Origin of the sequence: Pseudoalteromonas sp. 3D05 (assembly GCF_002723455.1) — a bacterium.
Lineage (GTDB): Bacteria > Pseudomonadota > Gammaproteobacteria > Enterobacterales > Alteromonadaceae > Pseudoalteromonas.
In genome coordinates, this window is the sequence record NZ_PDUS01000002.1 from 297584 (window position 1) to 323405 (window position 25822).

Annotated in this window: 24 protein-coding genes; 4 read left to right on the forward strand and 20 right to left on the reverse strand. The window is 41.8% G+C overall.

All coding sequences use genetic code 11. The features are described from left to right. The 4 genes from acnD to CSC79_RS03685 form a co-directional block, all read right to left on the reverse strand. Positions 1 to 2610: a Fe/S-dependent 2-methylisocitrate dehydratase AcnD gene (gene acnD, locus CSC79_RS03670; RefSeq protein WP_099294161.1), complete on the reverse strand. Its 2610-nt coding sequence runs from the start codon at positions 2608 to 2610 to the stop codon at positions 1 to 3. A 127-nt stretch (positions 2611 to 2737) separates the two neighbouring features. Beyond that, entirely contained in the window at positions 2738 to 3862 is a 1125-nt protein-coding gene (gene prpC, locus CSC79_RS03675; protein WP_099294163.1) for a 2-methylcitrate synthase, read from the reverse strand. Between the two features lie 24 nt (positions 3863 to 3886). Beyond that, on the reverse strand, positions 3887 to 4765 hold the full coding sequence (gene prpB / locus CSC79_RS03680) for a methylisocitrate lyase (RefSeq protein WP_008109898.1): 879 nt from the start codon (positions 4763 to 4765) through the stop codon (positions 3887 to 3889). Positions 4766 to 4879: 114 nt separating this feature from the next. Further along, entirely contained in the window at positions 4880 to 5566 is a 687-nt protein-coding gene (locus CSC79_RS03685) for a GntR family transcriptional regulator (RefSeq protein ID WP_099294165.1), read from the reverse strand. A gap of 255 nt (positions 5567 to 5821) precedes the next feature. Between CSC79_RS03685 and rsmF the strand changes: the two genes are divergently transcribed. Together rsmF and CSC79_RS03695 are read left to right on the forward strand one after the other, a co-directional pair. After that, positions 5822 to 7258: a 16S rRNA (cytosine(1407)-C(5))-methyltransferase RsmF gene (gene rsmF / locus CSC79_RS03690; protein WP_099294167.1), complete on the forward strand. Its 1437-nt coding sequence runs from the start codon at positions 5822 to 5824 to the stop codon at positions 7256 to 7258. A 327-nt stretch (positions 7259 to 7585) separates the two neighbouring features. Further along, positions 7586 to 8398, forward strand: coding sequence for a polysaccharide deacetylase family protein (locus CSC79_RS03695; protein ID WP_099294168.1), 813 nt, complete (start codon positions 7586 to 7588; stop codon positions 8396 to 8398). Here CSC79_RS03695 and CSC79_RS03700 read toward each other — a convergent pair. The 14 genes from CSC79_RS03700 to yceD form a co-directional block, all read right to left on the reverse strand. After that, complete coding sequence (locus CSC79_RS03700; RefSeq protein ID WP_099294170.1) at positions 8395 to 10245, reverse strand: metallophosphatase; 1851 nt, start codon at positions 10243 to 10245, stop codon at positions 8395 to 8397. The genes CSC79_RS03695 and CSC79_RS03700 overlap by 4 nt on opposite strands. 6 nt (positions 10246 to 10251) lie before the next feature. Continuing rightward, positions 10252 to 11031 (reverse strand): YchF/TatD family DNA exonuclease, encoded by a 780-nt coding sequence (locus CSC79_RS03705; protein ID WP_099294172.1) that lies wholly within the window; start codon positions 11029 to 11031, stop codon positions 10252 to 10254. A 12-nt stretch (positions 11032 to 11043) separates the two neighbouring features. Further along, positions 11044 to 11370, reverse strand: a complete 327-nt coding sequence (locus CSC79_RS03710) for a PilZ domain-containing protein (protein WP_099294174.1) — start codon at positions 11368 to 11370, stop codon at positions 11044 to 11046. Between the two features lie 18 nt (positions 11371 to 11388). Next, a complete protein-coding gene (gene holB / locus CSC79_RS03715; RefSeq protein WP_099294176.1) occupies positions 11389 to 12276 on the reverse strand; it encodes a DNA polymerase III subunit delta' in 888 nt (295 codons plus the stop codon). Between the two features lies 1 nt (position 12277). Then, the gene (gene tmk, locus CSC79_RS03720) at positions 12278 to 12904 is read right to left on the reverse strand and encodes a dTMP kinase (RefSeq protein WP_099294178.1); all 627 of its coding nucleotides are present in this window, start codon (positions 12902 to 12904) and stop codon (positions 12278 to 12280) included. A 33-nt stretch (positions 12905 to 12937) separates the two neighbouring features. Beyond that, positions 12938 to 13933, reverse strand: coding sequence for an endolytic transglycosylase MltG (mltG, locus tag CSC79_RS03725; RefSeq protein ID WP_099294180.1), 996 nt, complete (start codon positions 13931 to 13933; stop codon positions 12938 to 12940). Next, positions 13927 to 14748, reverse strand: a complete 822-nt coding sequence (gene pabC / locus CSC79_RS03730) for an aminodeoxychorismate lyase (protein ID WP_099294182.1) — start codon at positions 14746 to 14748, stop codon at positions 13927 to 13929. Before pabC ends, mltG begins: the two co-directional genes overlap by 7 nt. Before the next feature lie 54 nt (positions 14749 to 14802). After that, positions 14803 to 16044 carry a beta-ketoacyl-ACP synthase II gene (fabF, locus tag CSC79_RS03735; RefSeq protein WP_099294184.1) on the reverse strand — a complete coding sequence of 414 codons (1242 nt, stop codon included), beginning with the start codon at positions 16042 to 16044 and terminating at the stop codon, positions 14803 to 14805. A gap of 113 nt (positions 16045 to 16157) precedes the next feature. Then, positions 16158 to 16394 (reverse strand): acyl carrier protein, encoded by a 237-nt coding sequence (acpP, locus tag CSC79_RS03740; protein ID WP_016707440.1) that lies wholly within the window; start codon positions 16392 to 16394, stop codon positions 16158 to 16160. A 240-nt stretch (positions 16395 to 16634) separates the two neighbouring features. Further along, positions 16635 to 17381: a 3-oxoacyl-ACP reductase FabG gene (fabG, locus tag CSC79_RS03745; protein ID WP_099294186.1), complete on the reverse strand. Its 747-nt coding sequence runs from the start codon at positions 17379 to 17381 to the stop codon at positions 16635 to 16637. Positions 17382 to 17394: 13 nt separating this feature from the next. Continuing rightward, complete coding sequence (gene fabD / locus CSC79_RS03750; protein WP_099294188.1) at positions 17395 to 18321, reverse strand: ACP S-malonyltransferase; 927 nt, start codon at positions 18319 to 18321, stop codon at positions 17395 to 17397. A 59-nt stretch (positions 18322 to 18380) separates the two neighbouring features. Further along, the gene (plsX, locus tag CSC79_RS03755) at positions 18381 to 19424 is read right to left on the reverse strand and encodes a phosphate acyltransferase PlsX (RefSeq protein WP_099294190.1); all 1044 of its coding nucleotides are present in this window, start codon (positions 19422 to 19424) and stop codon (positions 18381 to 18383) included. A 12-nt stretch (positions 19425 to 19436) separates the two neighbouring features. Continuing rightward, positions 19437 to 19607, reverse strand: coding sequence for a 50S ribosomal protein L32 (rpmF, locus tag CSC79_RS03760; protein ID WP_008109865.1), 171 nt, complete (start codon positions 19605 to 19607; stop codon positions 19437 to 19439). 9 nt (positions 19608 to 19616) lie between these two features. Beyond that, entirely contained in the window at positions 19617 to 20141 is a 525-nt protein-coding gene (gene yceD, locus CSC79_RS03765) for a 23S rRNA accumulation protein YceD (RefSeq protein WP_099294192.1), read from the reverse strand. 142 nt (positions 20142 to 20283) lie between these two features. Between yceD and CSC79_RS03770 the strand changes: the two genes are divergently transcribed. Further along, positions 20284 to 20880 carry a nucleoside triphosphate pyrophosphatase gene (locus tag CSC79_RS03770; RefSeq protein ID WP_099294194.1) on the forward strand — a complete coding sequence of 199 codons (597 nt, stop codon included), beginning with the start codon at positions 20284 to 20286 and terminating at the stop codon, positions 20878 to 20880. Here CSC79_RS03770 and CSC79_RS03775 read toward each other — a convergent pair. Further along, a complete protein-coding gene (locus CSC79_RS03775) occupies positions 20877 to 21524 on the reverse strand; it encodes an HAD-IA family hydrolase (RefSeq protein WP_099294196.1) in 648 nt (215 codons plus the stop codon). The genes CSC79_RS03770 and CSC79_RS03775 overlap by 4 nt on opposite strands. Then, positions 21521 to 22486 carry a 23S rRNA pseudouridine(955/2504/2580) synthase RluC gene (gene rluC, locus CSC79_RS03780; RefSeq protein ID WP_099294198.1) on the reverse strand — a complete coding sequence of 322 codons (966 nt, stop codon included), beginning with the start codon at positions 22484 to 22486 and terminating at the stop codon, positions 21521 to 21523. Before rluC ends, CSC79_RS03775 begins: the two co-directional genes overlap by 4 nt. 614 nt (positions 22487 to 23100) lie before the next feature. On the opposite strand from rluC, the gene rne reads away from it, so the two are divergent. After that, on the forward strand, positions 23101 to 25822 hold a 2722-nt coding region (gene rne, locus CSC79_RS03785), incomplete at its 3' end, for a ribonuclease E (RefSeq protein WP_099294200.1).

Below are 25822 nucleotides of genomic sequence, written 5' to 3' on the forward strand. Positions count from 1 at the left end.
TTATGATGCTTGCGTAGCTTCTAAAAAGTCTTGCGCAAAGCGTTGTAACACACCGCCTGCAGCATAAATAGAAAGCTCTTCTTGCGTGTCTAATCGGCACTTCATTGGCACAGTTAACACTTCACCATTTTTACGGGTGATCTGCAATTCTAAGGTTGCTCCTGGTGCAGGTTCGCCCTTAACATCATAGCTTTCGCTACCATCTAAGTTAAGTGTTTTACGCGTTGTGCCTGGCTTAAACTCAAGCGGCAAAACGCCCATGCCAATTAAATTAGTACGATGAATACGTTCAAAGCCTTCAGCTGCAATAACCTGAACACCAGCAAGCCTTACGCCTTTTGCTGCCCAATCGCGAGACGAACCTTGACCGTAGTCAGCACCGGCAACAATTATAAGCGGTTGCTTACGTTGCATGTAGGTTTCGATGGCTTCCCACATACGCGTGTTTTCACCTTCTGGCTCTATGCGCGCGTACGATCCTTGCTTCACTTCACCGTTTTCATCCAATACCATTTCATTCAATAGTTTAGGATTAGCAAATGTGGCTCGTTGCGCGGTTAAGTGATCGCCTCGATGCGTTGCGTACGAGTTAAAGTCTTCTTCTGGCACGTTCATTTTAGTTAAGTATTCACCTGCAGCGCTGCTTGCCATAATCGCATTAGAAGGTGATAAATGGTCGGTTGTAATGTTATCGCCAAGTACTGCTAATGCACGCATACCACTCATACTGCGCTCACCTGCTAATGCCCCTTCCCAATAAGGAGGGCGACGAATATAGGTACTTTCAGAGCGCCAATCGTATAGTGGGTCGTTATCTTCGCCGTAATCAACGGTTAAGTTAAACATTGGCTCGTATACTTTTCTAAACTGCTCAGGCTTAACACTTTGCTTGATCACCGCATCAATTTCTTCATCAGATGGCCATAAATCTTTTAAGGTTACATCGTTACCTTGCTGATCTTTACCAAGGATATCTTTTTCTATATCAAAACGAATGGTACCAGCAATAGCATAAGCTACTACAAGCGGTGGAGACGCTAAAAACGCTTGCTTAGCATACGGGTGAATACGACCATCAAAGTTACGGTTACCCGAAAGCACCGCTGTTGCGTATAAATCGCGATCAATCACTTCTTGTTGAATTTTAGGGTCTAGTGCACCACTCATACCGTTACAGGTAGTACAAGCAAAACCAACAATACCAAAACCAAGCTGTTCAAGCTCTGGTAATAAGTTTGCATCTTCAAGGTACGATTGTACTGCTTTAGAACCCGGTGCCAATGAGGTTTTAACCCAAGGTTTACGCATTAAACCTTTTGCATTGGCGTTACGCGCCAATAAACCTGCCGCAATCACATTGCGCGGATTACTGGTATTAGTACAGCTAGTAATAGCGGCGATAATACACGCGCCATCTGGCATTAAGCCCTCTTCGTTTTCAACAACGCCCGAAATACCTTCTTTAGCTAAATCGCTAGTTGATACACGACGATGCGGATTTGAAGGCCCTGCAATGTTGCGCCCTACACTTGATAAATCAAATTTAAGTACACGATCGTAATGCGCTGTTTTTAAGCTGTCGCTCCATAGCCCTGCTGTTTTGGCGTAGTTTTCTACGAGTGCAATTTGCTCTTCATCACGACCTGTTAAACGTAAGTAATCAATAGTTTTATCGTCAATGTAGAACATAGCGGCGGTTGCGCCAAATTCAGGAGTCATATTCGAAATGGTTGCTCTATCACCAAGAGTTAGTGCATCAGCCCCTTCACCGTAAAATTCGAGGTAAGTCGATACCACACGTTGCTCGCGTAAAAATTCGGTAATAGCCAATACAATATCGGTTGCAGTAATGCCCGGTTGGCGTTTACCGGTAAGCTCTACGCCAACAATATCGGGTAAACGAATGTACGATGCGCGCCCAAGCATTACACTTTCGGCTTCAAGGCCGCCCACACCAACAGCAATAACACCTAATGCATCAACATGCGGTGTATGGCTGTCGGTACCTACTAGCGTGTCTGGGAATGCAATACCATCACGGTTTTGAATAACCGGCGACATTTTTTCAAGGTTAATTTGATGCATGATGCCATTGCCCGGCGGGATCACATCAATATTTTTAAACGCAGTTTTAGTCCAGTTTATAAAGTGAAAACGGTCATCGTTGCGTCTATCTTCAATAGCGCGGTTTTTCTCAAACGCTTCAGGGTCAAAGCCTGCATGCTCAACAGCTAATGAATGGTCAACAATCAGTTGAGTAGGTACAACCGGGTTTACTTTTGCAGGATCGCCGCCTTTCGCAGCAATAGCATCACGCAGGCCCGCTAAATCAACTAGAGCGGTTTGCCCTAAAATGTCATGACACACAACGCGTGCCGGATACCACGGAAAGTCTAAATCTTGTTTACGCTCAATAATTTGGCTAAGCGCATCGTTAAGCATACCGGGTTCACAGCGGCGTACTAAATTTTCGGCAAATACACGCGAACTGTAAGGCAGTGTGGCGTAAGCGCCTGGCTTAATGGCATCAACCGCAGCTTGAGTATCGTAGTAATCTACATTTGAGCCTGGTAAAGGCTTACGGTATTGGGTGTTATTAATAATGGTCATAATAAATTCGCTAATTTGGTGACGGGGTTAATCAAGACAGGCTTTAGATTTGAAGGTGTATTGTTTGCATAATTTGCTAAAGCCGTAAAAGGTGAGTTGGTAACTCACCTTTGTATGGACTATATGTTTATCTTGATTCAATTGGCGTGTAGCTACGCGCATCTGGCCCTGTGTAGTCAGCACTTGGGCGAATAATACGGTTATTTGCACGTTGCTCTTTTACGTGAGCTGTCCAACCAGTTACTCGGCTCATTACAAAGATAGGCGTGAACAACTTAGTAGGAATACCCATAAAGTGGTACGCCGATGCATGGAAGAAATCGGCATTACAGAATAACTTCTTCTCACGCCACATAACTTCTTCGCAGCGAACAGACACTGGGTAAAGCACATCATCACCCACTTCTGCGGCTAATTTTTCAGACCATTTTTTAATAATAACATTACGTGGATCTGACTCGCGGTAAATAGCGTGGCCAAAGCCCATAATTTTATCTTTACGCTCAAGCATGCCCATTAGCGCGTCTTCAGCTTGATCAGCACTGCTAAAGCTTTCAATCATATCCATTGCGGCTTCGTTTGCACCACCATGCAGTGGACCACGTAAAGTACCAATTGCGCCAGTGACACAAGAATGGATATCAGAAAGCGTTGATGCACATACGCGACCAGTAAAGGTAGAGGCATTAAACTCATGCTCTGCGTACAAAATTAGTGATACATTCATCACTTGTGCAAATAATTCACTTGGCGCTTTATCGTGTAATAGCGTTAAAAAGTGTGCGCCTACTGAATCATCATCAGTTTGGGTTTCAATGCGAACACCGTCATGAGTAAAACGATACCAGTAACAAATAATACTTGGGAAAATTGCCACCATGCGGTCAATCGCATCGTTTGCTTCACTAAAGTCATTTTCCATTTCAAGGTTACCTAGCATAGAACAACCTGTGCGCATTACATCCATTGGGTGTGCGTCTTTAGGGATGTTCTCAAGTACTGTTTTTAGCGACTCAGGTAAACCACGTAAACTCTTAAGTTTAGCTTTGTACTCTACCAGTTCGCTTGATGTTGGTAACTCGCCGCGCGAAAGTAAAAACGACACTTCTTCAAACTGCGCTTTTTCGGCCAGTTCGCTAATATCGTAACCACAGTAAGTTAAACCTGAGCCTGTTTGCCCTACTGTACATAATGCCGTTTGTCCTGCTACTTGCCCACGTAAGCCTGCGCCACCTAATGCTTTATCTACCATGATTTGTCTCCTGTTGAATTTTTATTATTTGTCAGATTTTGCTGAAAAAAGGTTATCTAGCGTGTTTTCGTACGAGTGATAATCTAAAAAGTCGTAAAGCTCTGCACGCGTTTGCATGTTTTCAATTTGGCTTTGTTGCGACCCTTCATTCAAAATAGCCGAGTACACATTGAGTGCTGCTTTGTTCATAGCTCTAAACGCACTTAGTGGGTAAAGCACCATTTCTACACCCACATCGCTTAACTGCTCTTTGGTGTAAATAGGTGTTTGGCCAAACTCGGTAATGTTGGCTAAGATCGGCACGTTAATCGCTTTGCTAAATGCTTGGTAATCAGCAAGGTCGTGAACGGCTTCTGCAAAAATGGCATCGGCCCCCGCCTCAACACAGGCTGCTGCGCGGTCTATTGCTGCATTTAAACCTTCTTTTTGAAATGCATCAGTACGCGCCATAATGTAAAAATCGCTATCGGTTTTAGCATCAACTGCCGCTTTAATACGGTCTACCATTTCAGCTTGAGTAACTATTTCTTTATTAGGGCGATGGCCACAACGCTTTTGCGCTACTTGATCTTCAATATGAAAGCCTGCTGCACCTGCTTTAGTCATTTCTTTAACGGTACGGGCAATATTAAACGCCCCGCCCCAACCTGTATCGGCATCAACTAATAATGGTAAATCGCTAGCGCCGGTAATACGGCGAATATCTTCAAGCACGTTATCAAGGCTAGTCATGCCTAAATCTGGCATACCAAATGAGGCATTAGCCACACCCGCACCCGATAGGTAAATAGCTTGATGGCCCATTTTTTCAGCCATCATTGCGGTATACGCGTTAATAGTACCCACAACTTGTAACGGATGGTTATTTGCAATTGCCTGTTTAAATTTTAATCCTGCTGACATTGCTGTCTCCTTTGAACGGTAGCTGCTCGAGGCAGAGTTTATTTTTAAATACTTACTATGACAGTTTGACTGTCTGAATTACTGCGCAGCCTTCTTTTGAGCTGCTTTTAATATCTATATTGATTTGTATCTTTCAAATTTTGCTTGGATATTGGATTGTGATGCGTTGATATGGCGCTTCATTAGCATTTCGGCCAGCTCACCATCATGATTTTCTATGGCGTTAATAATGGCTAAATGTTCGTCAAACGCTTTCGATACCCGTGGCCCAACCATACCCATTTGTACACGGTACATGCGAATTAGTTGGTATAAACCGTTACTTAGTAAATGAATAAGGTGCTCGTTCTTACTTGCTTTGATAATGCGGTAGTGAAAATCTAAATCGCCCGCTTCTTGATAATAAGACTCGCCCTCTTTTACTCGCTGTGTTTGTAAATGCTGGTTGAGTAGTTGTTTTAAGCTTTGCACTTCATCCGCAGCCATATTGTCGGCAGCCAATCTGCACGCTAACCCTTCAAGTGCACTACGAACTTGATATACTTCGATTAAGCGCTCTGCGGTAAGTGCCACTACTCGGCATCCTACATTGGCTTTTCGTTCAATTAGATAGCAACTCTCAAGGCGGTTCAGTGCTTCCCGAAGCGTTGCACGACTTACACCATAGCGCTTTGCCAACTCAGGCTCTGAAATTTTACTGCCTTGGGCAATACTGCCTTCAACAATCTCTCGGCGCATATCAACAAACACCTGATCCGATGCGGTAGTAATAAGCGTTTTGCTAAAAGCGTCTTGGGTCATTGGGTACTTCTTTAAGATTGTCGACAATTTATGGTTACACTATGGTCTTTATGTGAAATAGTGTCAACCCAAAATTAACAAAAACAGGGCTTAAAACCAATTATTGTCGACATAAATAAAGTAAATACTACTTCAAACACCTAAAGGTTAGATTTTAACCGCTAAGTGTCGACAAGTCTTGAGTCTAAATTTATGTTTATAGGTGTACGGTGAAAATGATAGAATACACCTTTATTTTTCTTCGCGAGCATAGCCTTGAACGCCAACACGTTTATTCCTCAACACTTTATAGATGACGTAGCTAGCTACTTACCTGCGCACCTAACACTAGCTGACTTTATTAACGCGTGTCGTAAGCCACTTCGTAAGTCCGTACGTGTTAATACATTAAAAATGTCGGTTGAAGAGTTTAAACTCGCGGCAAAACAAAAAGGCTGGCAATTAACTCAAATTCCTTGGTGTGAAGAGGGTTTTTGGCTAGAGCGCCCAGAAAATGAAGAAAATGCCCTTGCCCTTGGTAATACTGACTTACATTTAAGCGGCGCAATGTATGTACAAGAAGCCAGCTCAATGCTACCCCCTATGGCACTTAAACAGTCACTTCTTGATGCCGCCCATGTACTCGACATGGCCTCAGCACCTGGCTCAAAAACATCACAATTAGCGGCACTAATGAATAACCAGGGGGTTCTCGTTGCCAATGAGCTATCGTCATCTCGTTTAAAAGTGCTCAGTGCTACGTTAAAGCGTATGGGTGTGGGTAATTGTGCCCTTTCACATTTTGATGGCGTTGTATTTGGTGATTACATGTTCGAGTGTTTTGACAGCATATTGCTAGATGCGCCATGCTCTGGTGAAGGCACAGTACGTAAAGACGCTGATGCTTTAAAGAATTGGTCAATCGAGTCCAATATTGATATTGCTAAAGTGCAAAAAGCGTTGATAAAGAGTGCTTTTTACGCACTTAAACCTGGCGGCACGCTAGTATATTCTACCTGCACCTTAACCCCGCTTGAAAACCAACAAGTGTGTGATTACCTACTTGAACAATTTCCTGATTCTATTGAAGTTCAAAGCCTAGCCAACTTATTTCCAAATGCAGAGCAAGCAACCACTGAAGAAGGTTATTTGCACGTTTGGCCGCAAACGTTCGACAGCGAAGGCTTTTTTATTGCTAAGTTTAAAAAGGTGGCAAGTGTTGATAACCCGAATCAAAAAATAAAAAAAGGGGCTTTCCCCTTTCAGTCATTTGATAAAAAAGTCAGCCAGAATTTTATCACGGCTATAAAAAAGCAGTTTGGTATAAGTTCACTACCTGGGACCTTGATGCAGCGTGATAAAGAGCTTTGGTTATTCCCTGACGGGTTTAACGAAATTGAAGATAAAATCAAATATTCACGCTTAGGAATTCAGTTAGGTATGATCCATAAAAACGGTGTACGGCTAACGCACGAATTTGCCACTGTGTTCGGTGGACATTGTGTTAAAAATACCTATGCCTTATCTGATCAGCAAGCAAACGACTACTTCCAAGGTAAAGATATTCGCTTAGCTGAGGTAACAAACGCAACCGATGAGGTGGTATTAACTTTGTGTGGTTGCCCCATTGGCTTAGGTAAATGGCAAAAAAACAAAATTAAGAACTCACTACCACGAGATTTGGTACATAATAGTCAACTAATCATTTGGTAGGCATAAGCTGTGAGTAAGTTGATTATAAATTATGCATTAAAATTCAAATTAGCTTATTTTTCAACCAAGCCATTGTTTTTAAAACAGTATAAAAATCCAACAATTATTGGGGGTTTTTACATTTGTTAACTACACTTACTAATACTTTCTACTTCTCCCTTAACGAATAGAAGGTGCTTTTTAAAGTTAGCGCAGGCTCGCCAAGAGCCACCCCTAAGCCCAGAACAATGCGGATTCGTTCTGGGCATTTTTTTGACTTAAATATCCTTAAGTAGTATTTCTTTCACCCAATTAATTTGTTTCCATAAAAGAAAAAAGGAAACAAATATGTTTAAAAAGTTACTCTTAATATCCTCTGCACTTTTTTGTGTTAATAGTGTAGCCGCCGCAAATAACTATGTTGGCTTTAAATACCCTAATCAAGCCCAAAACGCGATTAGCATCACGTTTGATGATGCCCGCCACAGCCAAGTTGACACAGGTTTAGCAATTTTAGATGAGCATAATGTAAAAGCCACGTTTTATGTGTCACCTTTTAATGTCAAAGAGCGGCTTAAAAAATGGAAAAAAGCAGTGGCCTCTGAACACGAAATTGCCAATCATACAAGTTCACATTTATGCACAGGTAATTTTGAATGGTTACGACAACAAAACCTTTCCCTTGAACAAACCACATTAAAATGGCTAGCAAAAGACATCCTCGATGCGCAAGTATATATAAAGGCTAATTTAGGGGTTACTCCTCGCGCATTCGCCTACCCCTGCGGTAACACCTTTGTTGGCCGTGGTATAAACACGCAAAGCTATGTTCCGCTGATAGCAAAACACTTTGATACCGGCCGTACTTGGCTAGATGAAACAGCAAACAACCCAAATTTCACCGACTTTGCTCAATTAACGAGTCTGAAAATTGATGGCCTGCGTTTTGATGAAATCATAGCAATGTTAGAGCAACTTCGAGGTAATAACAGCTGGTTGATTCTAGCAGGTCATGAGATAGGTGAAGGCGACCAATACACCACTGATAAAAAAGTGCTTGAGCAACTAATTCGCCATATCAAAGACCCTAAGAATGGCTATTGGTTAGGCACAGTGAGCGAAGTTGCTGATTATATTAAACAGCACAGAGATGAGGTTTAATGCTCTAAATCGAATTCTGTGATATGACCATCACCATGAATGAGCTCATATTTATCAAGGTTACCTTGCTCTAAGCTAATTAAGCTTATTGCGGAGTCGCTTACTAAATACTTTTGACCCTCGCCTACTGTTTGGTGTTTATCAACTTCCATTTGCCAGCGTTTGGTAAAAAAGTTGAGAGGGCTTTTTGGCGCATATAGAATTGAATCGAGCTTATCGAGAATATTAATTAACTTACGCGGGAATTCATTTTTAATCCCGCTGGCAGTGAGCTGCCAAATTCGGTTAGGGTGTTTGCCAAAACGCTTTTGCACTGAAAAACAAAATGAGTAATGAACGTCGCCTGATAAAATAAGCGTTTCTTTGGGTGTGTCGTCGCGGCGAAAGGTATCCAGCAGCTTCTTCGCCGAGCCTTCATGTGCCATCCAGTTCTCAACATCAACAAGTAAGGGCTGGCCGCAGATATTAAACATTGCTTGAATAGCTTCTATCGATTTAACCCCAAAAACCGGCGCAGGCGACACGATAATCACTTGCTCATGAGTTAATAAGCTGTCTTCAAGCTCAACTAAGCGCTCCCAATCCAATAAGCCTGAAGGCTCATTAAAGTTTTGCTCATTGCGCCAACGATGGGTGCGCGTATCGAGCACCACGACTTTAGGCACGGTATTGAGCTCATAATGCCAATGATTAAACTCTAAAATGGTTTTATCAAAGGCTTGAAATTGCCAGAGCTTATCCTTAGTAAAGCTTTGTTGAAATGATGTAAGAAGGCTCTTAGTTTTATGCCCTGCATCGTTACCAAACCCTTGAAATAGCCAATAACTAATTAAACCATTATTAACAATTCGCCTACTTACTGGGTGCTGGTAGATAACTTGCTCCCACCCTGCGGTTAGGTTCCAATCATCGGTTACATCATGATCATCAAACATCATAAAGCTAGGTATGTTGGCAAATAAAACTTGTGCGTCATTCAAGCCGTCTTTAAAAACTGATAAGGCCGCTTTCTCAGTATCGAATATTTGTTGGCACTTTGTTGTGCTAGCTTGATAGTGAATGCTCTCAAAATCAGCTAACTGCCAAACTGACGGACTAAAGTTTAATAAGTAAAGCGCAATAAACTCTTCAAAAAAAACGAGGTGGTTATCTGCTTTTAAACTTGAAAAATGTGGGACATCTTTTTTCAGCCAATACCCTACCCCAATTTTATTGCGTTTCTGCCACGGTACTTTGGGCAAATATAAATGGCGCTGGTATAGCTGTTGATGTAAATCTTCAGGTAACTCTATATCAAGCGGTTGCTCTTTATAAATACCCAACACATCGATTAAGCGCGAGATTGCGATTAGCATGGCGCCGGCCACATCATCGGCATAAACTTGATCCCCCGATAGCAGTAAAATATCGGCGCCTATTTTATTCTCACTACGCTTAGCTTGTACAAAGTCATTAGCTGCAACGAGGCTGTCTTTTGCTGGGTGATGTGGGTTTCTACACGAGCCGTGCAAAATTTGGCTTAGCGTATTGGGAACTGCAAATTCTGGGGTCGCTTTATTGGGGTAGCAAAAAGCGCTGAGATCAATTTCTTTGTCGTTATCAAACAATCGGTAACTAATTAACTCATCAAAAGGAAATTCAATACCGATAGGTTTTATAATAACGAAATGTAAGAATAACTGCTCCCCTAAACGAACAGGCTCATGTTCACAATAGGTATCATAATGAGCAATTTCGATACGACAGTTAATTGGGCGAGAGGTTGCAAATTGAATGCAAACCTCATTTATATCAGCGCGGCGCACCATTGGCCCCATTAAAAGTAGAGGAAGTGGTGCTTGGCTCATAAAGTGTTAACCCTGCTTTGCTAAATTGAATAAAGAATAGAAGTTGGCTGTGGTCGCAGTTGCGAGCTCTTTATAACTAATTCCTTTAAGTTCACTGATATAATAAGCCACATCTTGCACATACGCGGGCTGATTAGTTTTACCACGATAAGGCACTGGCGCAAGATAAGGTGAATCTGTTTCGATAAGAAGCCTATCAAGTGGTATTTGTTTAACGACGTCTTTAAGCTCGACAGCATTTTTGAAGGTGACAATGCCGGAAATAGAAATATAAAAACCTAAATCGATGGCTTTTTTGGCCATGTCCCAGTCTTCAGTAAAGCAATGTAAAACACCACCGCATTTTTCAGCGTTGTGCTCACGCATTAAATTAATCGTGTCTTCGCGGGCATCACGGGTGTGGATAATTAGTGGTTTTTGTAATTGATTTGCCACCTCAATATGGCCAACAAAGCTCTCTTGCTGAATTTTATGCGTGTCTTTTGCGTAATAATAGTCAAGCCCAGTTTCGCCAATCGCAACCACTTTGTCGTGACTAGCTAAATCAATTAAGCGCTGCTTATCAAGGGCATCTTTTTGATCAAGTGGGTGTACACCGCACGAGGCCGATACATCGTTATAATCTTTAATTTTATCAAGCATGCTCGGAAACTGATCTAACGTGACACTCACACATAAAAAGTGCTCTACTTGTTTAGCGCGTGCGCTATCAAGTACTTGGTCTAGGTTTAAATCGAGTTTATCAAAATCAAGTCGGTCTAAATGGCAATGAGAATCTACAATCACGGTTACTGCTTACTACATGGTATAAGTTGGATTACCAGAGTTTAACATAGTCCCTAGTAGTTTTTCGATCTTCGCATTAAGGTTAGTTTTATCATCTAAAAAACTAATGCCTATGCCTGGTGGGTTCGAACTTTGTGCGCCTTGTGGTGTGATCCAGGTTACTTTACCTGTTATTACATCATCTTCAAGAGCATCGGGTAATGTTACTTTTAATGCCAATGAGTGGCCCATTTCGTAACGCATATTGGTACGTACAAATAAACCGCCCGTTTTGAGGTATGGCATGTAGCAACGGTATAGCTCATCTAAATCTTCAAAGTCAACAAGTAACTCTTGCATAAAACATCCTAATTATTGTTATCTACGAAGTGAATACGCTAACTTCGAAACAGCTAAAGACAAATTGAGTCCTAACACTTGAGTACAATTTTGATAAAAATCGTTTAAAGAATTTTGCGCCTGTTGATACGCATCAAATTCCATGCCAGCGATTAATTGCTGCTTTAGTTGCTCTGTCAAAAATAAACAAAAAACTCGAACCAGATCGTTATCTTTACTAATAATATCCACTAACGCACTGAAATTATGACCTTGTTTTAGCTCAGTTGCAAATTTATAGAGTTGGTCAATTGTTTCTAGTTGATCCTTTTGCTGCCATGTTTGCACTAACAAAGGTTGTTGAAAAAACAGGTGAAGCCATGGATAGTCAATAATTTGTAACGATGCTAGCCAATGTTTGGCCTCCTGAGCTTCGCCAACCTGGACATCGATTCTAGTACAGCGACTTAAAATTGTTGCTGGCAGTTGTGATGCTGCATTAGTCGTTAATAATAAAAAACGCTGTGAACTTGGCTCTTCAAGCGTCTTTAATAAGGCATTTGCTGCGGCTGTGGTCATTTTGTGGCAATCTTTTATGATCACCACTTTATTGCCGTTTTGCGCAGCTGAATGACTCATAAAGTGGCTCACCGTACGAATATCATCAACGCCAATACTCTGCCCATCAATTACCACATTAAATTTGTCGGGGTGTGTGCCCGCTTGATTCAACTGACAGCTCTTACATTGCCCACAAGGTTGAACACCGCTTGGGTGTTGGCATAATAATGCATTTGCAAGTTGTTCAACTAAGGCTGTTTTACCAACACCTTGTTGGCCATTAAATAATTGACCATGATGAAACCGCCCAGCAGCAAAGCTGGTACTAAGTTGTTGTTCAATATTGTTCAGCCATGGGTAAGTCATATTAATTATTACTTTGTAAAAACTGCTCTAACACCGCAATGATATCATTATGAACTTGCGCCATTGTTTGATTTGCATTGACGGTTTTAATAGAGTCATCACTATTTGCTAGCGCTAGGTAGCGTGCACGAGTGCGTTCAAAAAAACCCAGTGCTTCTTGCTCAATTCTATCTAGTTCTCCACGGCCTTTTGCTCGCGCTAAACCAATTGACGGCTCAATATCTAAGTAGATTGTTAAGTCAGGTTTTAGCCCTTTTAAAACGATATCAGAGAGTGCTTTTAAGGTTGTTTGTTCGATTTCGCGCCCACCACCTTGGTAAGCTTGTGATGATAAGTCATGACGGTCGCCAAGCACCCACTGATCATTATCAAGCGCAGGGCGGATAACATTATTAACTAACTGAGAACGTGCGGCATACATGATCAACAATTCAGTTTCGCTTGCTATCGTCTCTTGGTGATTGGCTTTTACCAAACTACGAAGTTGCTCAGCAAGCGGTGTTCCTCCTGGCTCTCGCACATTGACAAAATCAACATTATGCTGGGTTAAAAACTGCTGACAAATTGAAATAGCAGTTGATTTACCCGCTCCTTCTAGCCCTTCGATCACAATAAATTTTGCTGTCATGGTATCTCTTTTAATTATTCAGATTGCAACTGTTCAGTTACTTAACTGTTTTTGATAACGTAAGTAATCTTGCACAGCTTTATTATGTGCTTTGAGTGTTTTTGAAAATTGATGGCTGCCATCGCCTTTCGCAACAAAATACACATAATCAGACTCAGGTGGGTTTACTGCTGCTAGAATTGCCGCCTTCGAAGGCATCGCAATAGGCGTTGGCGGTAGACCATTTATTCTATAGGTATTATACGGTGTGTAACTAGTTAGGTCTTTGCGTTTTATATCACCATCATACGCAGTACCTAAGCCATAGATTACAGTAGGGTCAGTTTGTAGACGCATTTTTGAGTTAAGACGATTAGTAAAAACAGACGCTATCATAGGTCGTTCACTGGCAAGGCCGGTTTCTTTTTCGATAATTGAGGCCATAATCAACGCCTCGTAAGCAGTATTTATTGGCAAATTTTTAGCACGTTGCTGCCAAGCATCAGTTAAAACCTGTTTCATTAAAATATGTGCACGCTTAAGCAATAAACTTGCACTATCACCAGCATGGTAGTGATATGTATCTGGGTATAACCAGCCTTCCAAATGCTGATCTGATCCTATGATTTGTTGGCTCAAATTATCAAGAGTTAAATCTTGGTTTAATTTAGTGGCATTTTTAATTGCAGCGAGCACATCCCGCAATGTTTGCCCTTCAATAATAGTGAAACTAAAGCTAACTTGTTCACCCTCATTTATGCGACGAATATTATCAATTACACTACCTTGGTTTAGCTCATATAGGCCAGCTTTCAAATCAGTGAGGCTAGGGTCTAACTTTGCCACTATCTGATACTTAAAGCAGCTATCCAGCCATTTTTTTGCCTGCCACTGCTGACATAGCTTATTAAACCCCGTGCCATTTTTTACTTCAAATTGGGTATTCTCAGGAACGGCTAATGTACTATTAATGGTTGCTTGCAACTGTTGATAGCCAACCCCTGTCGTTAACAAGGCTAAAACTATAATACCTATTATCACTTTTAACACGTAAACTCCTTGGCGGTTAAACCATTTAATACGCTTAAACTATTCTTAATATCAAAGTAAGCATCATCAATCGCTTTTACTGGTATAACGCCCATTAGGCTATTGCAGATAAACACTGCATCCATTTGTTTTAATTGTTCTATTGTTAAGTTTTCAAACTCAATGGGTAATTTAGCACATAACGATTGCAGGTAAACTCCTTTAATTCCACACTCGTTTAGCAAAGGGCTAAAGAGTCGTCCGCCTTTAATTGCAAATACGTTGGCAGCCGAAGTTTCTATAACATTGTTTCGATAATCAAGAACCAGTACATCATCACTATCCTGTGTTTGCATGGCTTGCTTAATCATGACTTGCTCTAGCCTGTTCAATGTTTTAAGCCCAGCAAGTAATGGTTGAGATGCTAATTTAATGGGGCTAACAGCTAAGCTAAGGCCTTTTGAACCCAGTGCATCATATTGTGTTGGAAAATCCACAACACTGATCACAATGTTTAATAACGGCTGCTGTGGTAGGCCGTACCCACGTCCGCCTTCACCGCGCGTAACGAGTACTTTAAGGACTGCACATTTTTGTGTTGCAATAAGCTGATTGATTACGGCTTCAAGTTCAATAAACTCTATTTCAGGAAATGCTAAACGGCTTGCGCATTCAATTAATCGCGCACGGTGCAGTGACCAATGTTCTACATTGCCGTCAATAATCTTTGCTGTAGTAAAAAAGCCATCACCATAGTTTAAGCCGCGATCACGACTACTAACAACTCCAGGTTGTTCAGTGATTATGTTTTGTTGTATTCGCTGTTTATTCTGCATATAAAAAAGCCCAGTCACAACTGGGCTATTATTCTGTCTCGTTGTTTAAAAAGATTATACCTTTTTAAATAGCAACGAGCCATTAGTACCACCAAAACCAAACGAGTTACATAATGCGTAGTCTAATTTCGCATCACGTGCCGTATGAGGAACATAATCCAAATCACAGCCTTCGTCTGGGTTATCAAGGTTAATTGTTGGGCTTACTTTTTGATCTTGTAAGGACAAGATTGTAATTATTGACTCAACAGAGCCTGCAGCACCTAACAAGTGACCCATCATTGATTTAGATGAACTCACCATGACATCTTTTGCTGCATCACCAAAGATAGATTTAACCGCAGAGGTTTCAGCCTTGTCACCTGCGTTAGTTGATGTGCCGTGGGCGTTAATGTAACCCACTTGCTCAGCATTAACACCTGCATCGTTTAACGCATTTTCCATCGCAAGGGCTGCACCTGCACCATCTTCAGGTGGTGAAGTCATATGAAATGCATCACCGCTCATACCAAAACCAACCAGTTCTGAGTAAATTTTAGCACCACGGGCTTTAGCATGTTCGTATTCTTCAAGTACGATCACACCTGCACCGTCTGCAAGTACAAAACCGTCACGATCTTTATCCCAAGGACGCGACGCCGCTTGTGGGTCATCGTTACGAGTTGAAAGTGCGCGAGCCGCGTTAAAGCCACCCATACCAATAGGTGTCGAGGCTTTTTCAGCGCCCCCTGCTACCATGGCATCTGCATCACCGTAAGCAATCATACGAGCTGCATGGCCAATATTATGTAAACCTGTAGTACAGGCAGTTACAATCGAAATATTTGGACCACGTAGACCGTGCATTATCGATAAATGACCTGAGATCATATTGATAATAGTCGACGGCACGTAAAAAGGAGAAAGCTTACGTGGGCCACTGTTTAATAATTTTATGTGGTTTTCTTCGATTAACGTTAAACCACCAATGCCTGAACCAACAGCAACACCAACGCGCGGTGCGTTTTGCTCTGTGATCTCAAGGCCAGAATCTTGTAGTGCTTGAACACCCGCCGCTATGCCATATTGGATAAACAAATCCATTTTTTTAGCATCTTTAGGCGACATATTATAGTCAGACGCATTAAAATCATTCAGCAAGCCAGCGAACTTGGTACCAAAACTTGAAGTATCGAAATGCGTGATAGTTTGAATACCACTTTTGCCATTTAACAAGCCTTGCCAGGTTGATTCAACATCGTTACCTAGCGGTGTCAACATTCCTAAGCCAGTTACGACTACTCGACGTTTAGCCACGGGTTGCCTCCAATAAGGGAATTATTATTTTAGGTGGGGTGTGTACTAAATTAATTAGTATCATATTACGGATAGATTAAGGGCAGCGAATGCTGCCCTTAATTTGCGATTGATTACTCAGCGTGAGCTGTAACGTAATCGATTGCAGCTTGTACTGTAGTGATCTTTTCAGCTTCTTCGTCTGGGATCTCAGTGTCAAACTCTTCTTCAAGAGCCATTACTAATTCAACAGTATCAAGTGAATCTGCGCCTAAGTCATCAACGAAAGAAGCTTCGTGCTTTACTTCTTCTTCTTTAACACCTAGTTGCTCAATGATGATTTTCTTTACGCGTTCTTGGATGTCGCTCATTCTTCTTTCCTTTATTAAAAACGCCAATGCGTTATTTTCAGATTGCGGCGTAGTTTACGGCGCATAATTCTGTGATTCAAGGATTTGCTGATAATTATTTATCTGGTCAAACCTCTTGAGGGTTATTTGTGTCTTTTATCGCTTATTTTCACAGCGAATTCAAGTATGTTTAAAGCAAGATCACAAAAAATTCAACATTTTTCGACAAACTCGCTGAAAACTAATTAGGAACAAAGTTCCTTAAACCATGTACATTGCGCCGTTAACGTGCAGCGTTTCGCCCGAAACGTAAGCCGCAGCATCTGATGCTAAGTAACAAACAGCAGCCGCAATTTCATCTGGTTGACCTAAACGCCCTGCAGGCACATTAGCTAGCGTTGCTGCTTTTTGCTCTTCTGTCAACTCGTCTGTCATATCGGTTTGGATAAAACCAGGTGCAACGACATTGACTGTTATACCACGTGATGCAACTTCACGCGCTAATGATTTAGAAAAACCAATTACGCCAGCTTTAGCTGCAGCGTAGTTCGCTTGCCCAGCATTACCCATAGTGCCCACTACTGAGCCTATGTTAATAATACGGCCATTCTTTTTCTTCATCATTGGGCGTAATACCGCTTTCGATAAACGGAAAATAGAGCTTAAGTTGGTATCGATTATGTCGTCCCACTCACCCTCTTTCATGCGCATTAATAAATTATCACGGGTAATACCGGCATTATTAACTAAAACGTCAATATCACCTAAATCTGCTTTTATCGCCGCAAGTGTCGCTTCAATCGATGCAGGATCGGTTACGTTTAACGCATAACCTTTACCATTATCATCTAAATACTCACTGATTTTAGCAGCACCTGATTCGCTTGTAGCAGTACCTGCTACTTTCGCACCTTGTGCAACCAGTGTTGTTGCAATCGCTTTACCAATACCACGGCTTGCACCAGTAATAAGGACTACCTTGCCCTCTAATGAAAATAAATTTGCCATTCCTATCCTACTCTTATTTAGCTTCATCAATGGCAGCTTGGCTATTTACCGAACCACATACCATTGCTTTGTCAATACGTTTTGCTAACCCCGTCAATACTTTACCTGGGCCAAATTCATAGCTTTGGGTAATACCCTGCGCTACCAATGCTTGTACTGTTTCAGTCCAGCGTACTGGGCTATATAATTGACGTACTAATGCATCTTTAATTGCATCAGCTGCATTTTCTGCAATAACATCAACATTATTTATTACATCACACTTAGGTGTATTAAATGTTAAAGCAGCTAAATCAGCTGCTAATTTATCAGCGGCTGGCTTCATAAGCTCACAATGTGAAGGTACACTAACGGATAATGGCAATGCACGTTTAGCACCTGCTTCTTTACACGCTTGTGACGCTCTATCTACTGCCGCTTTATGTCCTGCAATAACGACTTGTCCTGGTGAGTTATAATTTACCGGTGCGACAACTTCACCTTGTGCTGATGCGCTACAGGCAGCTTTAATTTCATCATCACCAAGACCGATGATTGCAGCCATAGAACCCACACCCGCAGGTACAGCTTCTTGCATATATAAACCGCGGTTTTCAACAAGTTTCACTGCCTGAGCAAGGCTCAGTACATCTGCACATACTAATGCAGAGTATTCGCCTAAACTGTGACCTGCCATCGTCACCTCTGCGTCTGGGTTTGCAGCTAACCACTGACGATAAATAGCAACCGAAGCGGTCAATAAAGCAGGTTGAGTACGGTGGGTTTGGTTTAGTTCTTGTTCTGGACCATTCAGTACGAGTGCTGCTAAGTCGTAACCAAGTGCATCTGATGCCTCAGCAAATGTTGCTTTTACAATGTCAGACTCTGCAAGTAACTCACTTAACATACCCACAGATTGTGAGCCTTGACCTGGAAAAACAAGTGCGATTTTTTGTGCCATACTTTGCTCTTTTAATTAAACAAATAAAAAATATTTAAGCATGCGCCTGACAACATAAGTCACTCGTCAGACGTTACTTTTTTAGTTGAATGTGTTTGCTCGAAGATAGCGGCTATTTTTTCTGGAAGTTGACGTTCTACTTCTCTGGCGGCTTCATCGATAGCAGCATGAAATGCTTTAGCTGATGCATTTCCATGGCTTTTTACAACAATACCGCGCAATCCTACCAGACTTGCGCCGTTATACTGGTCGGGGTTCACCCTTTTATATAGTTTTTTTATGACAGGGCGTAGCATAAAAGCCATGCATTTATAGAAAAAGTGCTTTCTTAGCGCTTTTGTTAGCTTAAACATAATAAGCTTAGCGATACCTTCGCAGGTTTTAAGGGCAACGTTACCGACAAAACCTTCACAGACGATGACATCAGATTTACCAGTAAATATATCGCTGCCTTCGCTGTAGCCGGTGTAATTTAAGTAATCACATTGCTGCATCAACTGCGCGGCTTGCTTAATATCTTCATGACCTTTTATGTCTTCTGAGCCGATATTTAATAGGCTTACTTTCGGGTTATCACAACCGAGCGCTTGTCCTGCGACGACTGAGCCCATAATGCCAAATTGATATAAGGTTTGTGCATCACAATGCACATTGGCACCTAAATCAAGTAAATAGACAGGGTGCTTTTGCTCAGTCGGAACCGCTGAAATCAGTGCAGGACGCTTAACGCCGGGCAACATTTTCAATACGTAATGCGCCATAAAAAGTAAGGCGCCGGTATTACCAGCGCTTACGCACGCTTGTGCCTCACCTGACTTAACTAAATCAAGGGCTACACGCATTGAAGAATCTTTTTTAAAACGAACAGCTAAAGCCGGTTCACAACCATTAGTAACAACTTCACTGCAATGACGAATAATTAATCTTGGATGAGATAAAGAATCGAGGGAATCGAGTTCATTAGATATTACTTGCTCGTTGCCACATAAGATGAGTCTTAAGTTGGCATTAGCATTTACCGCGTTAACGGCTGCGGGGATAGATGAACGGGGGCCATAATCGCCCCCCATCATATCTAACGCAATGGTTAGATTAGTCAGCATATAAGCAATCTCTTAGTTAGAAATTACTTGAACGCCTTTGTAGTAACCATCTGCAGTCACGTGGTGACGACGATGAGTCTCACCAGATGTTTGGTCTACAGTTAAAGTTGGACCACTGATCGCATCGTGTGAACGGCGCATGCCGCGTCTTGCACGAGACTTTTTGCTTTTTTGTACAGCCATAGTCTTCTCCTAAGAATCTTTCTTAAGTTGTTTCAAAATATCAAATGGATTTGGTTTATCATCTTCCGCCTTTAATACACCAAAGCTGGCAGGCTTTGCTGAATAACTGCATGAAGCTTCGTTGTGTGTAGGCACTAATGGAACTGCTAAAAGTAGTTCGTCTTCGATTAAATCAAACACGTCTATTTCACCATTTTCATCAAGTGCTACTTCATCGTAGTCTTCTGGAAGATCATCTGACTCTGCATCCAAACCGACTGGCGAATACACAAAGTCTTGATCCAAATCCAACCCTAAATCACCATTACAACGTTGACAAGTTACAGTTACGTGTGTCGACAAATTGCCGCGAACCACAACAAAACCTTGCTCATCGTTTTTGCAATGAATTTTTACCGCTATTTCACCTACTTCTTCCTGGATAACTTCTCGTAAACGAGTCAGTTTTTCAAGCTGAACAATACCGTCATAACTTAAACGGTGCTGAGCTGCTTTGCCTGGATGAAGAGTGATGGGAATTTTCACCTTTTGCATAGGGGCTGCATCATATAGATAGTTACTTGGTTAGTCAAAGTAAAAAACCATTTTACACTGGTTTTTCCTGATTCATTTCTTTGTTTTGCCAACAGATCTGATTTATCCTAACTCAATCTGATTTTCATTAGGAAAATAATCCATGCGCCACTCACTTATTTTAGCTTCAAGCTCACCCTTTCGTCAGTCTTTATTGCAAAAATTTAATCTTCCGTTTGCCAGTTTTTCCCCCGATGTTGACGAAACACCGATTCCCAACGAATCACCACGTCAATTAGTAATGCGCTTAAGCGTCTTAAAAGCACGTGCCGCACAAGGGAGATTTAACGAAGGCTTAGTGATCGGCTCAGACCAAGTGGCGGTTTTTAACGGGCAAATCCTAGGTAAACCGCACAATAAAGAAAACGCCATTAAACAATTGAGCTTATTTAGTGCAAACACCGTCACCTTTTTAACTGGTTTAACTGTCTACGATATAAGCAAAGATACGTTACAAACTATCGTAGAACCTTTCGAGGTGACATTCAGAACACTCACATCGGCACAAATAAGTGCTTACTGTGATGCAGAGCAACCTTACAACTGCGCAGGGAGTTTTAAAAGCGAAGGACTCGGTATATGTTTATTTGAAAAACTCAGCGGCGATGATCCAAATAGTTTAATCGGGCTACCACTGATTAAACTCAGCCAATTGTTGGCTGAGTTTGGTTTAGATGTACTAGACAACCAGGCAAACTAATCGAGTAAAAGCGCAGATAATTGCTGATATGAGCCAACCGTAGCAATTGGCTCAAATTCATTTAGCTGCACTTCATTATGCACACCCATAGTGACACCTACGCGGTCAATATGCGCAGCCTGAGCCATCGCCATATCAATTTTGGTATCGCCAATCATCAGCGCTTCATCAGCACTTACATCAAGCTCACTAAGTAGCTGAAGCAACATCTCTGGTGACGGTTTAGATTGCGCATCATCACTTGTGCGCGTGGCCGAAAAATAATGGTCTAGTTTTGTTTCATCCAATAAGCGTTCAAGCCCTACTCGGCTTTTACCTGTTGCTACCGCTAGAATAACGCCTTTGTCTCTCAACCTTTTCAATGTGTTTGCTACATCGGCAAATAAAGGCGTAGGTGTTGCATCAACATGTTTATACTGATGCTTATATTGTGCAATCAAATCAGCATATAAATTGGCGTTATCGGGGAATAAAGTCGCAACGGCATGATTAAGTGATAAGCCAATAATATTTTTTATTGCCTCATCACTTGGCGCAACTAAGCCGCACTTTAATGCAGATTCGTGCATACAATTAACTATTTTAGTCACCGAATCCATGATGGTGCCATCCCAATCAAATATCACTAACTTATAATTTTTCACGATTTAGCTGCGCGTAATGTCTTTATGCAATTAGTTAACGTTTTATCAAGTGGCGCTTCAACACGCATGGTTGTTTCATTTTTAGGGTGATAAAAACTCAAATCATGGGCATGTAAAAATAATCTGTTTAAACCGATTTTACGCATACCCGCATCAAATGCCTGATCGCCATATTTATCATCACAAGCAATTGGATGACCTTGGCACTGGGTATGAACACGAATTTGGTGAGTACGCCCTGTTACCGGTGATGCTTGTACTAATGAACATTCATCAAAACGTTCAAGTACTTTAAAGCGTGTATGAGAAGGCTTGCCTTCTTCGCTATTATCTACCCGAACAATACGCTCGCCTGACTGTAACGTATTTTTGCGTAAGCCCTCTTTCACATTCTTGGTTTTAGATTCCCACTGGCCATCGACAAGTGCCCAATAATTTTTTTCCATGGTTTTTTCACGCAATTGCTCATGTAAAGCTGTTAGTACAGAGCGGCGTTTTGCGATTAATAAACAGCCTGAAGTGTCACGGTCAAGTCGGTGAACAAGTTCAAGGCTACGCTCATCAGGACGTAATGAACGCAAAGCTTCTATTAAACCGTAACTTAAGCCACTGCCACCATGCACAGCCATACCCGAAGGCTTGTTGATCACAATAAGGTATTTGTCTTCAAATAAAATAGCGTCTTCTAATTGTTTAACTTTCTCAAGCTTGCTTGGCACAAAGTCGTCTTGACGCTCTGCAATTTTAATCGGTGGTATACGTACTACATCATCAAGCTGAAGTTTATACACAGGTTTGATACGCTTTTTATTAACTCGCACCTCACCTTTACGGAGAATTTTATAAACAGCGCTTTTAGGCACCCCTTTTAAATGGGTAATAAGAAAGTTATCAATCCGTTGACCTAGGTGGTCTTCGGTAATCGTGACGAAAGATACTTGTAAGCCGGTTTTTTCTGACATTGCCTAATCACTGATTTAAGTAAAATAATTTAGTTGCTAACACGGTTATAATAGTGGGATAATCACCGTCGCAAATTTAATTTGCAATAACAACGGTGCTTTTTAACACATTAAGACATTCGTGATGCACATTCTAGGTAATTGATCATACAGATCCGAGATAAGTTTTCCAAAGCTTTTATACAGACCTAGTTTGCACGTGCGTTCAATTAACGACGGTGCGCGTAATATATCGTAAGTTAAGTTTGAGCATGAACAGCCTTAATTGCAGAAATAAAAGCAATTTGAACAGATAATTTGTCTGATCGTGACGGCGTAAAAACGCCGTTCAGCAGATGTGCTGTAGATATACAAGTTAATTTAATAAATGGTCGACTCTGCACAGAACTCGAATACGATGCTGTAAAACAGCCGCTAGTTTTGTCGCCATTATGAATCTAATAACGTGACAACACGTTATTGTCAGCCAGCACCATAAAGATACTTGTAAAACAATACAGCACCAAGCTCCGCCACAGACCCAGTCGTGAGACTGCATAAAAAGAAGCGACAGGAGCAACTGAACAGGCGAAAAGTTTCGTCATGTCAGCGACATAACACAGTAGAGTAACAATATGAAACGTATGCTAATCAATGCGACGCAGCAAGAAGAAATGCGCGTAGCACTGGTTGATGGCCAGCGCCTGTATGATTTAGATATCGAAAGCCCGGGTCACGAACAAAAAAAAGCCAATATTTATAAAGGCAAAATAACACGCATTGAACCGTCATTAGAAGCAGCCTTTGTTGATTACGGCGCTGAACGTCACGGTTTCCTTCCTTTAAAAGAAATCGCTCGTACATACTTCCCGCAAGGTTACACCTTCCAAGGTCGTCCGAACATTCGTGACGTAATTAAAGAAGGTCAAGAAGTTATTGTACAAGTTGATAAAGAAGAGCGCGGCCAAAAAGGCGCAGCACTGACTACTTTTATCAGCGTAGCAGGTAGCTATTTAGTGCTTATGCCTAACAACCCTCGTGCTGGCGGTATTTCACGTCGTATTGAAGGTGATGAGCGTACTGAACTTAAAGAAGCATTGAGCCGTTTAGAATTGCCTAAAGGCATGGGCTTAATCGTGCGTACTGCGGGTGTTGGTAAATCGTTTGAAGAACTAAACTACGATTTAAAAGCACTCCTTGTGCACTGGGATGCGATTCAACAAGCCTCTAATAGCGGCAAAGCACCGTTTTTAATCCACCAAGAAAGTAACGTGATTTTCCGCGCTATTCGTGATTATTTACGCCGTGATATTGGTGAAATCTTAATTGATAAACCGCGTGTATTTGAAGAAGCAAAAGCCCATATTGAACGTTTTCGCCCTGACTTTATGAGCCGTGTGAAGTTATACTCTGGCGAAGTGCCATTGTTTACACACTACCAAATTGAAAGCCAAATCGAATCTGCTTTCCAACGCGAAGTCCGCTTGCCTTCTGGTGGTTCAATTGTTATTGACCCTACAGAAGCACTTACCTCTATCGATATCAACTCATCAAAAGCCACTAAAGGCGGAGATATCGAAGAAACAGCATTGAACACAAACTTAGAAGCAGCAGACGAAATTGCCCGCCAATTACGCTTACGCGACTTAGGTGGCCTGATTGTTATCGACTTTATCGATATGACGCCTCCACGCCATCAGCGTGAAGTAGAAAATCGTTTAAAAGACGCTGTTCGCCCAGATCGTGCCCGTGTACAAATTGGTAAAATTTCACGCTTTGGCTTACTTGAAATGTCGCGTCAGCGCTTACGCCCTTCATTAGGTGAAGCAAGCCAAGGACCATGTCCTCGTTGTAGTGGTCAAGGTACTATTCGTTCAAACGAGTCAATTGCGTTATCAATTCTACGTTTAATCGAAGAAGAAGCCATTAAAGACAATACAGCGCAAGTAAACGCACAAGTGCCTGTTGCTGTTGCTGCTTACTTACTAAACGAACAACGCCGTAGCGTGCACCGTATCGAAAAACGTCATAGCTGTGATGTAGTAATCATTCCAAATCAACACATGGAAACACCACACTACGAAGTTATGCGCTTGCGCAAAGATGAAACACTCGAAACAGTAAGTTACGATCAAGTTGTAGCGCCTGAGCCAGAAGTGTTTGAAACATCTAAAACACCCGCTGTTGCAGTACGTGAAGAGCCAAGATTGAAAGGTGTTGTTATGCCTTCAACGCCAGCACCTCAAGCAACTGAAAAGCCAGCTCCAGCGCAACAAGCCGCAGCCCCTCAAGCTACTGCACAGGTTGGCCTTTTAGCTAGCATTGGTAATTGGTTTAAATCTTTATTTGCTGACTCAACTGAAAAGAAAGAGCCAGAGAAAAAAGAGCAAACTAATAAACCAAACACGCGTAATAACCGTAATCGCAACAATGATGGTGATAATCGCCGTCGTAACAACCAGCGTCGCCGTAATAACAACTCTCGCAACAAACCTCAAAATGAGCGCACTGCTGAGGAAACAGCTAACGTTGATAATACAACTACCGAGCAAAAAGAGAATAGAAACGAGAACCGCAACAAGCGCCGTCGTAACCCTAATTCTCGTAAGCGTAATGAAAATCGTAACGATGATAAAAAGCCAGCAACTGACGTTAAAGAGTCTGTAGAAAACAAAGACACTAACGTAGAAAAAACTGAGCAAAAGCCAAAAGCGCGTCGTCAACGTCGTAACATTCGCAAGAAAGTTCGTGTGCAAAATGACGACACTGCAGCTGTAGAGTCAACAACGACTGAACAGGCACCAGCTCAACAACCTGTTAAAGCAACTGAAGAAAAGCCAGAAGCTAAACCTGTTGTTGCAACTGAACAAGTGGAAACACAAGCAAATACAAATGCGGACAAAGCACCTGAAGCAGCAAAACCTGAGCCAGAACAAAATATGGCTCCTGAACAAGATTCATCAGCTGATGAAGAGCAAGGACAGGCACGTACTCGTTCACGTCGTTCACCTCGCCACCTTCGTGCTGCAGGCCAACGTCGTCGTCGTCCTGAACAAGGTGAAGAAGGCAGCGAAACACAAAGTACGCAGCCTCCTGCATTTATTCCTGTTGCGGATCAAGCGGCCGCAGAATATGAAGCTGAACTTAAGGCAAAATCTGAAGAAACAGCAACTGATGCATCTAAGCAAGTAGAGCAAGCTGTTGTAACTGAAGATTTAGCAAAGGTTGAAACAGCTGAGCAAGCACCTGCTGTAACTGAAGAAGCACCTGCTGTAACTGAAGAAGCACCTACTGCAACTGAAGAAGTACCTGCTGCAACTGAAGAAGCACCTGCTGAAACTGAAGAAGCACCTGCTG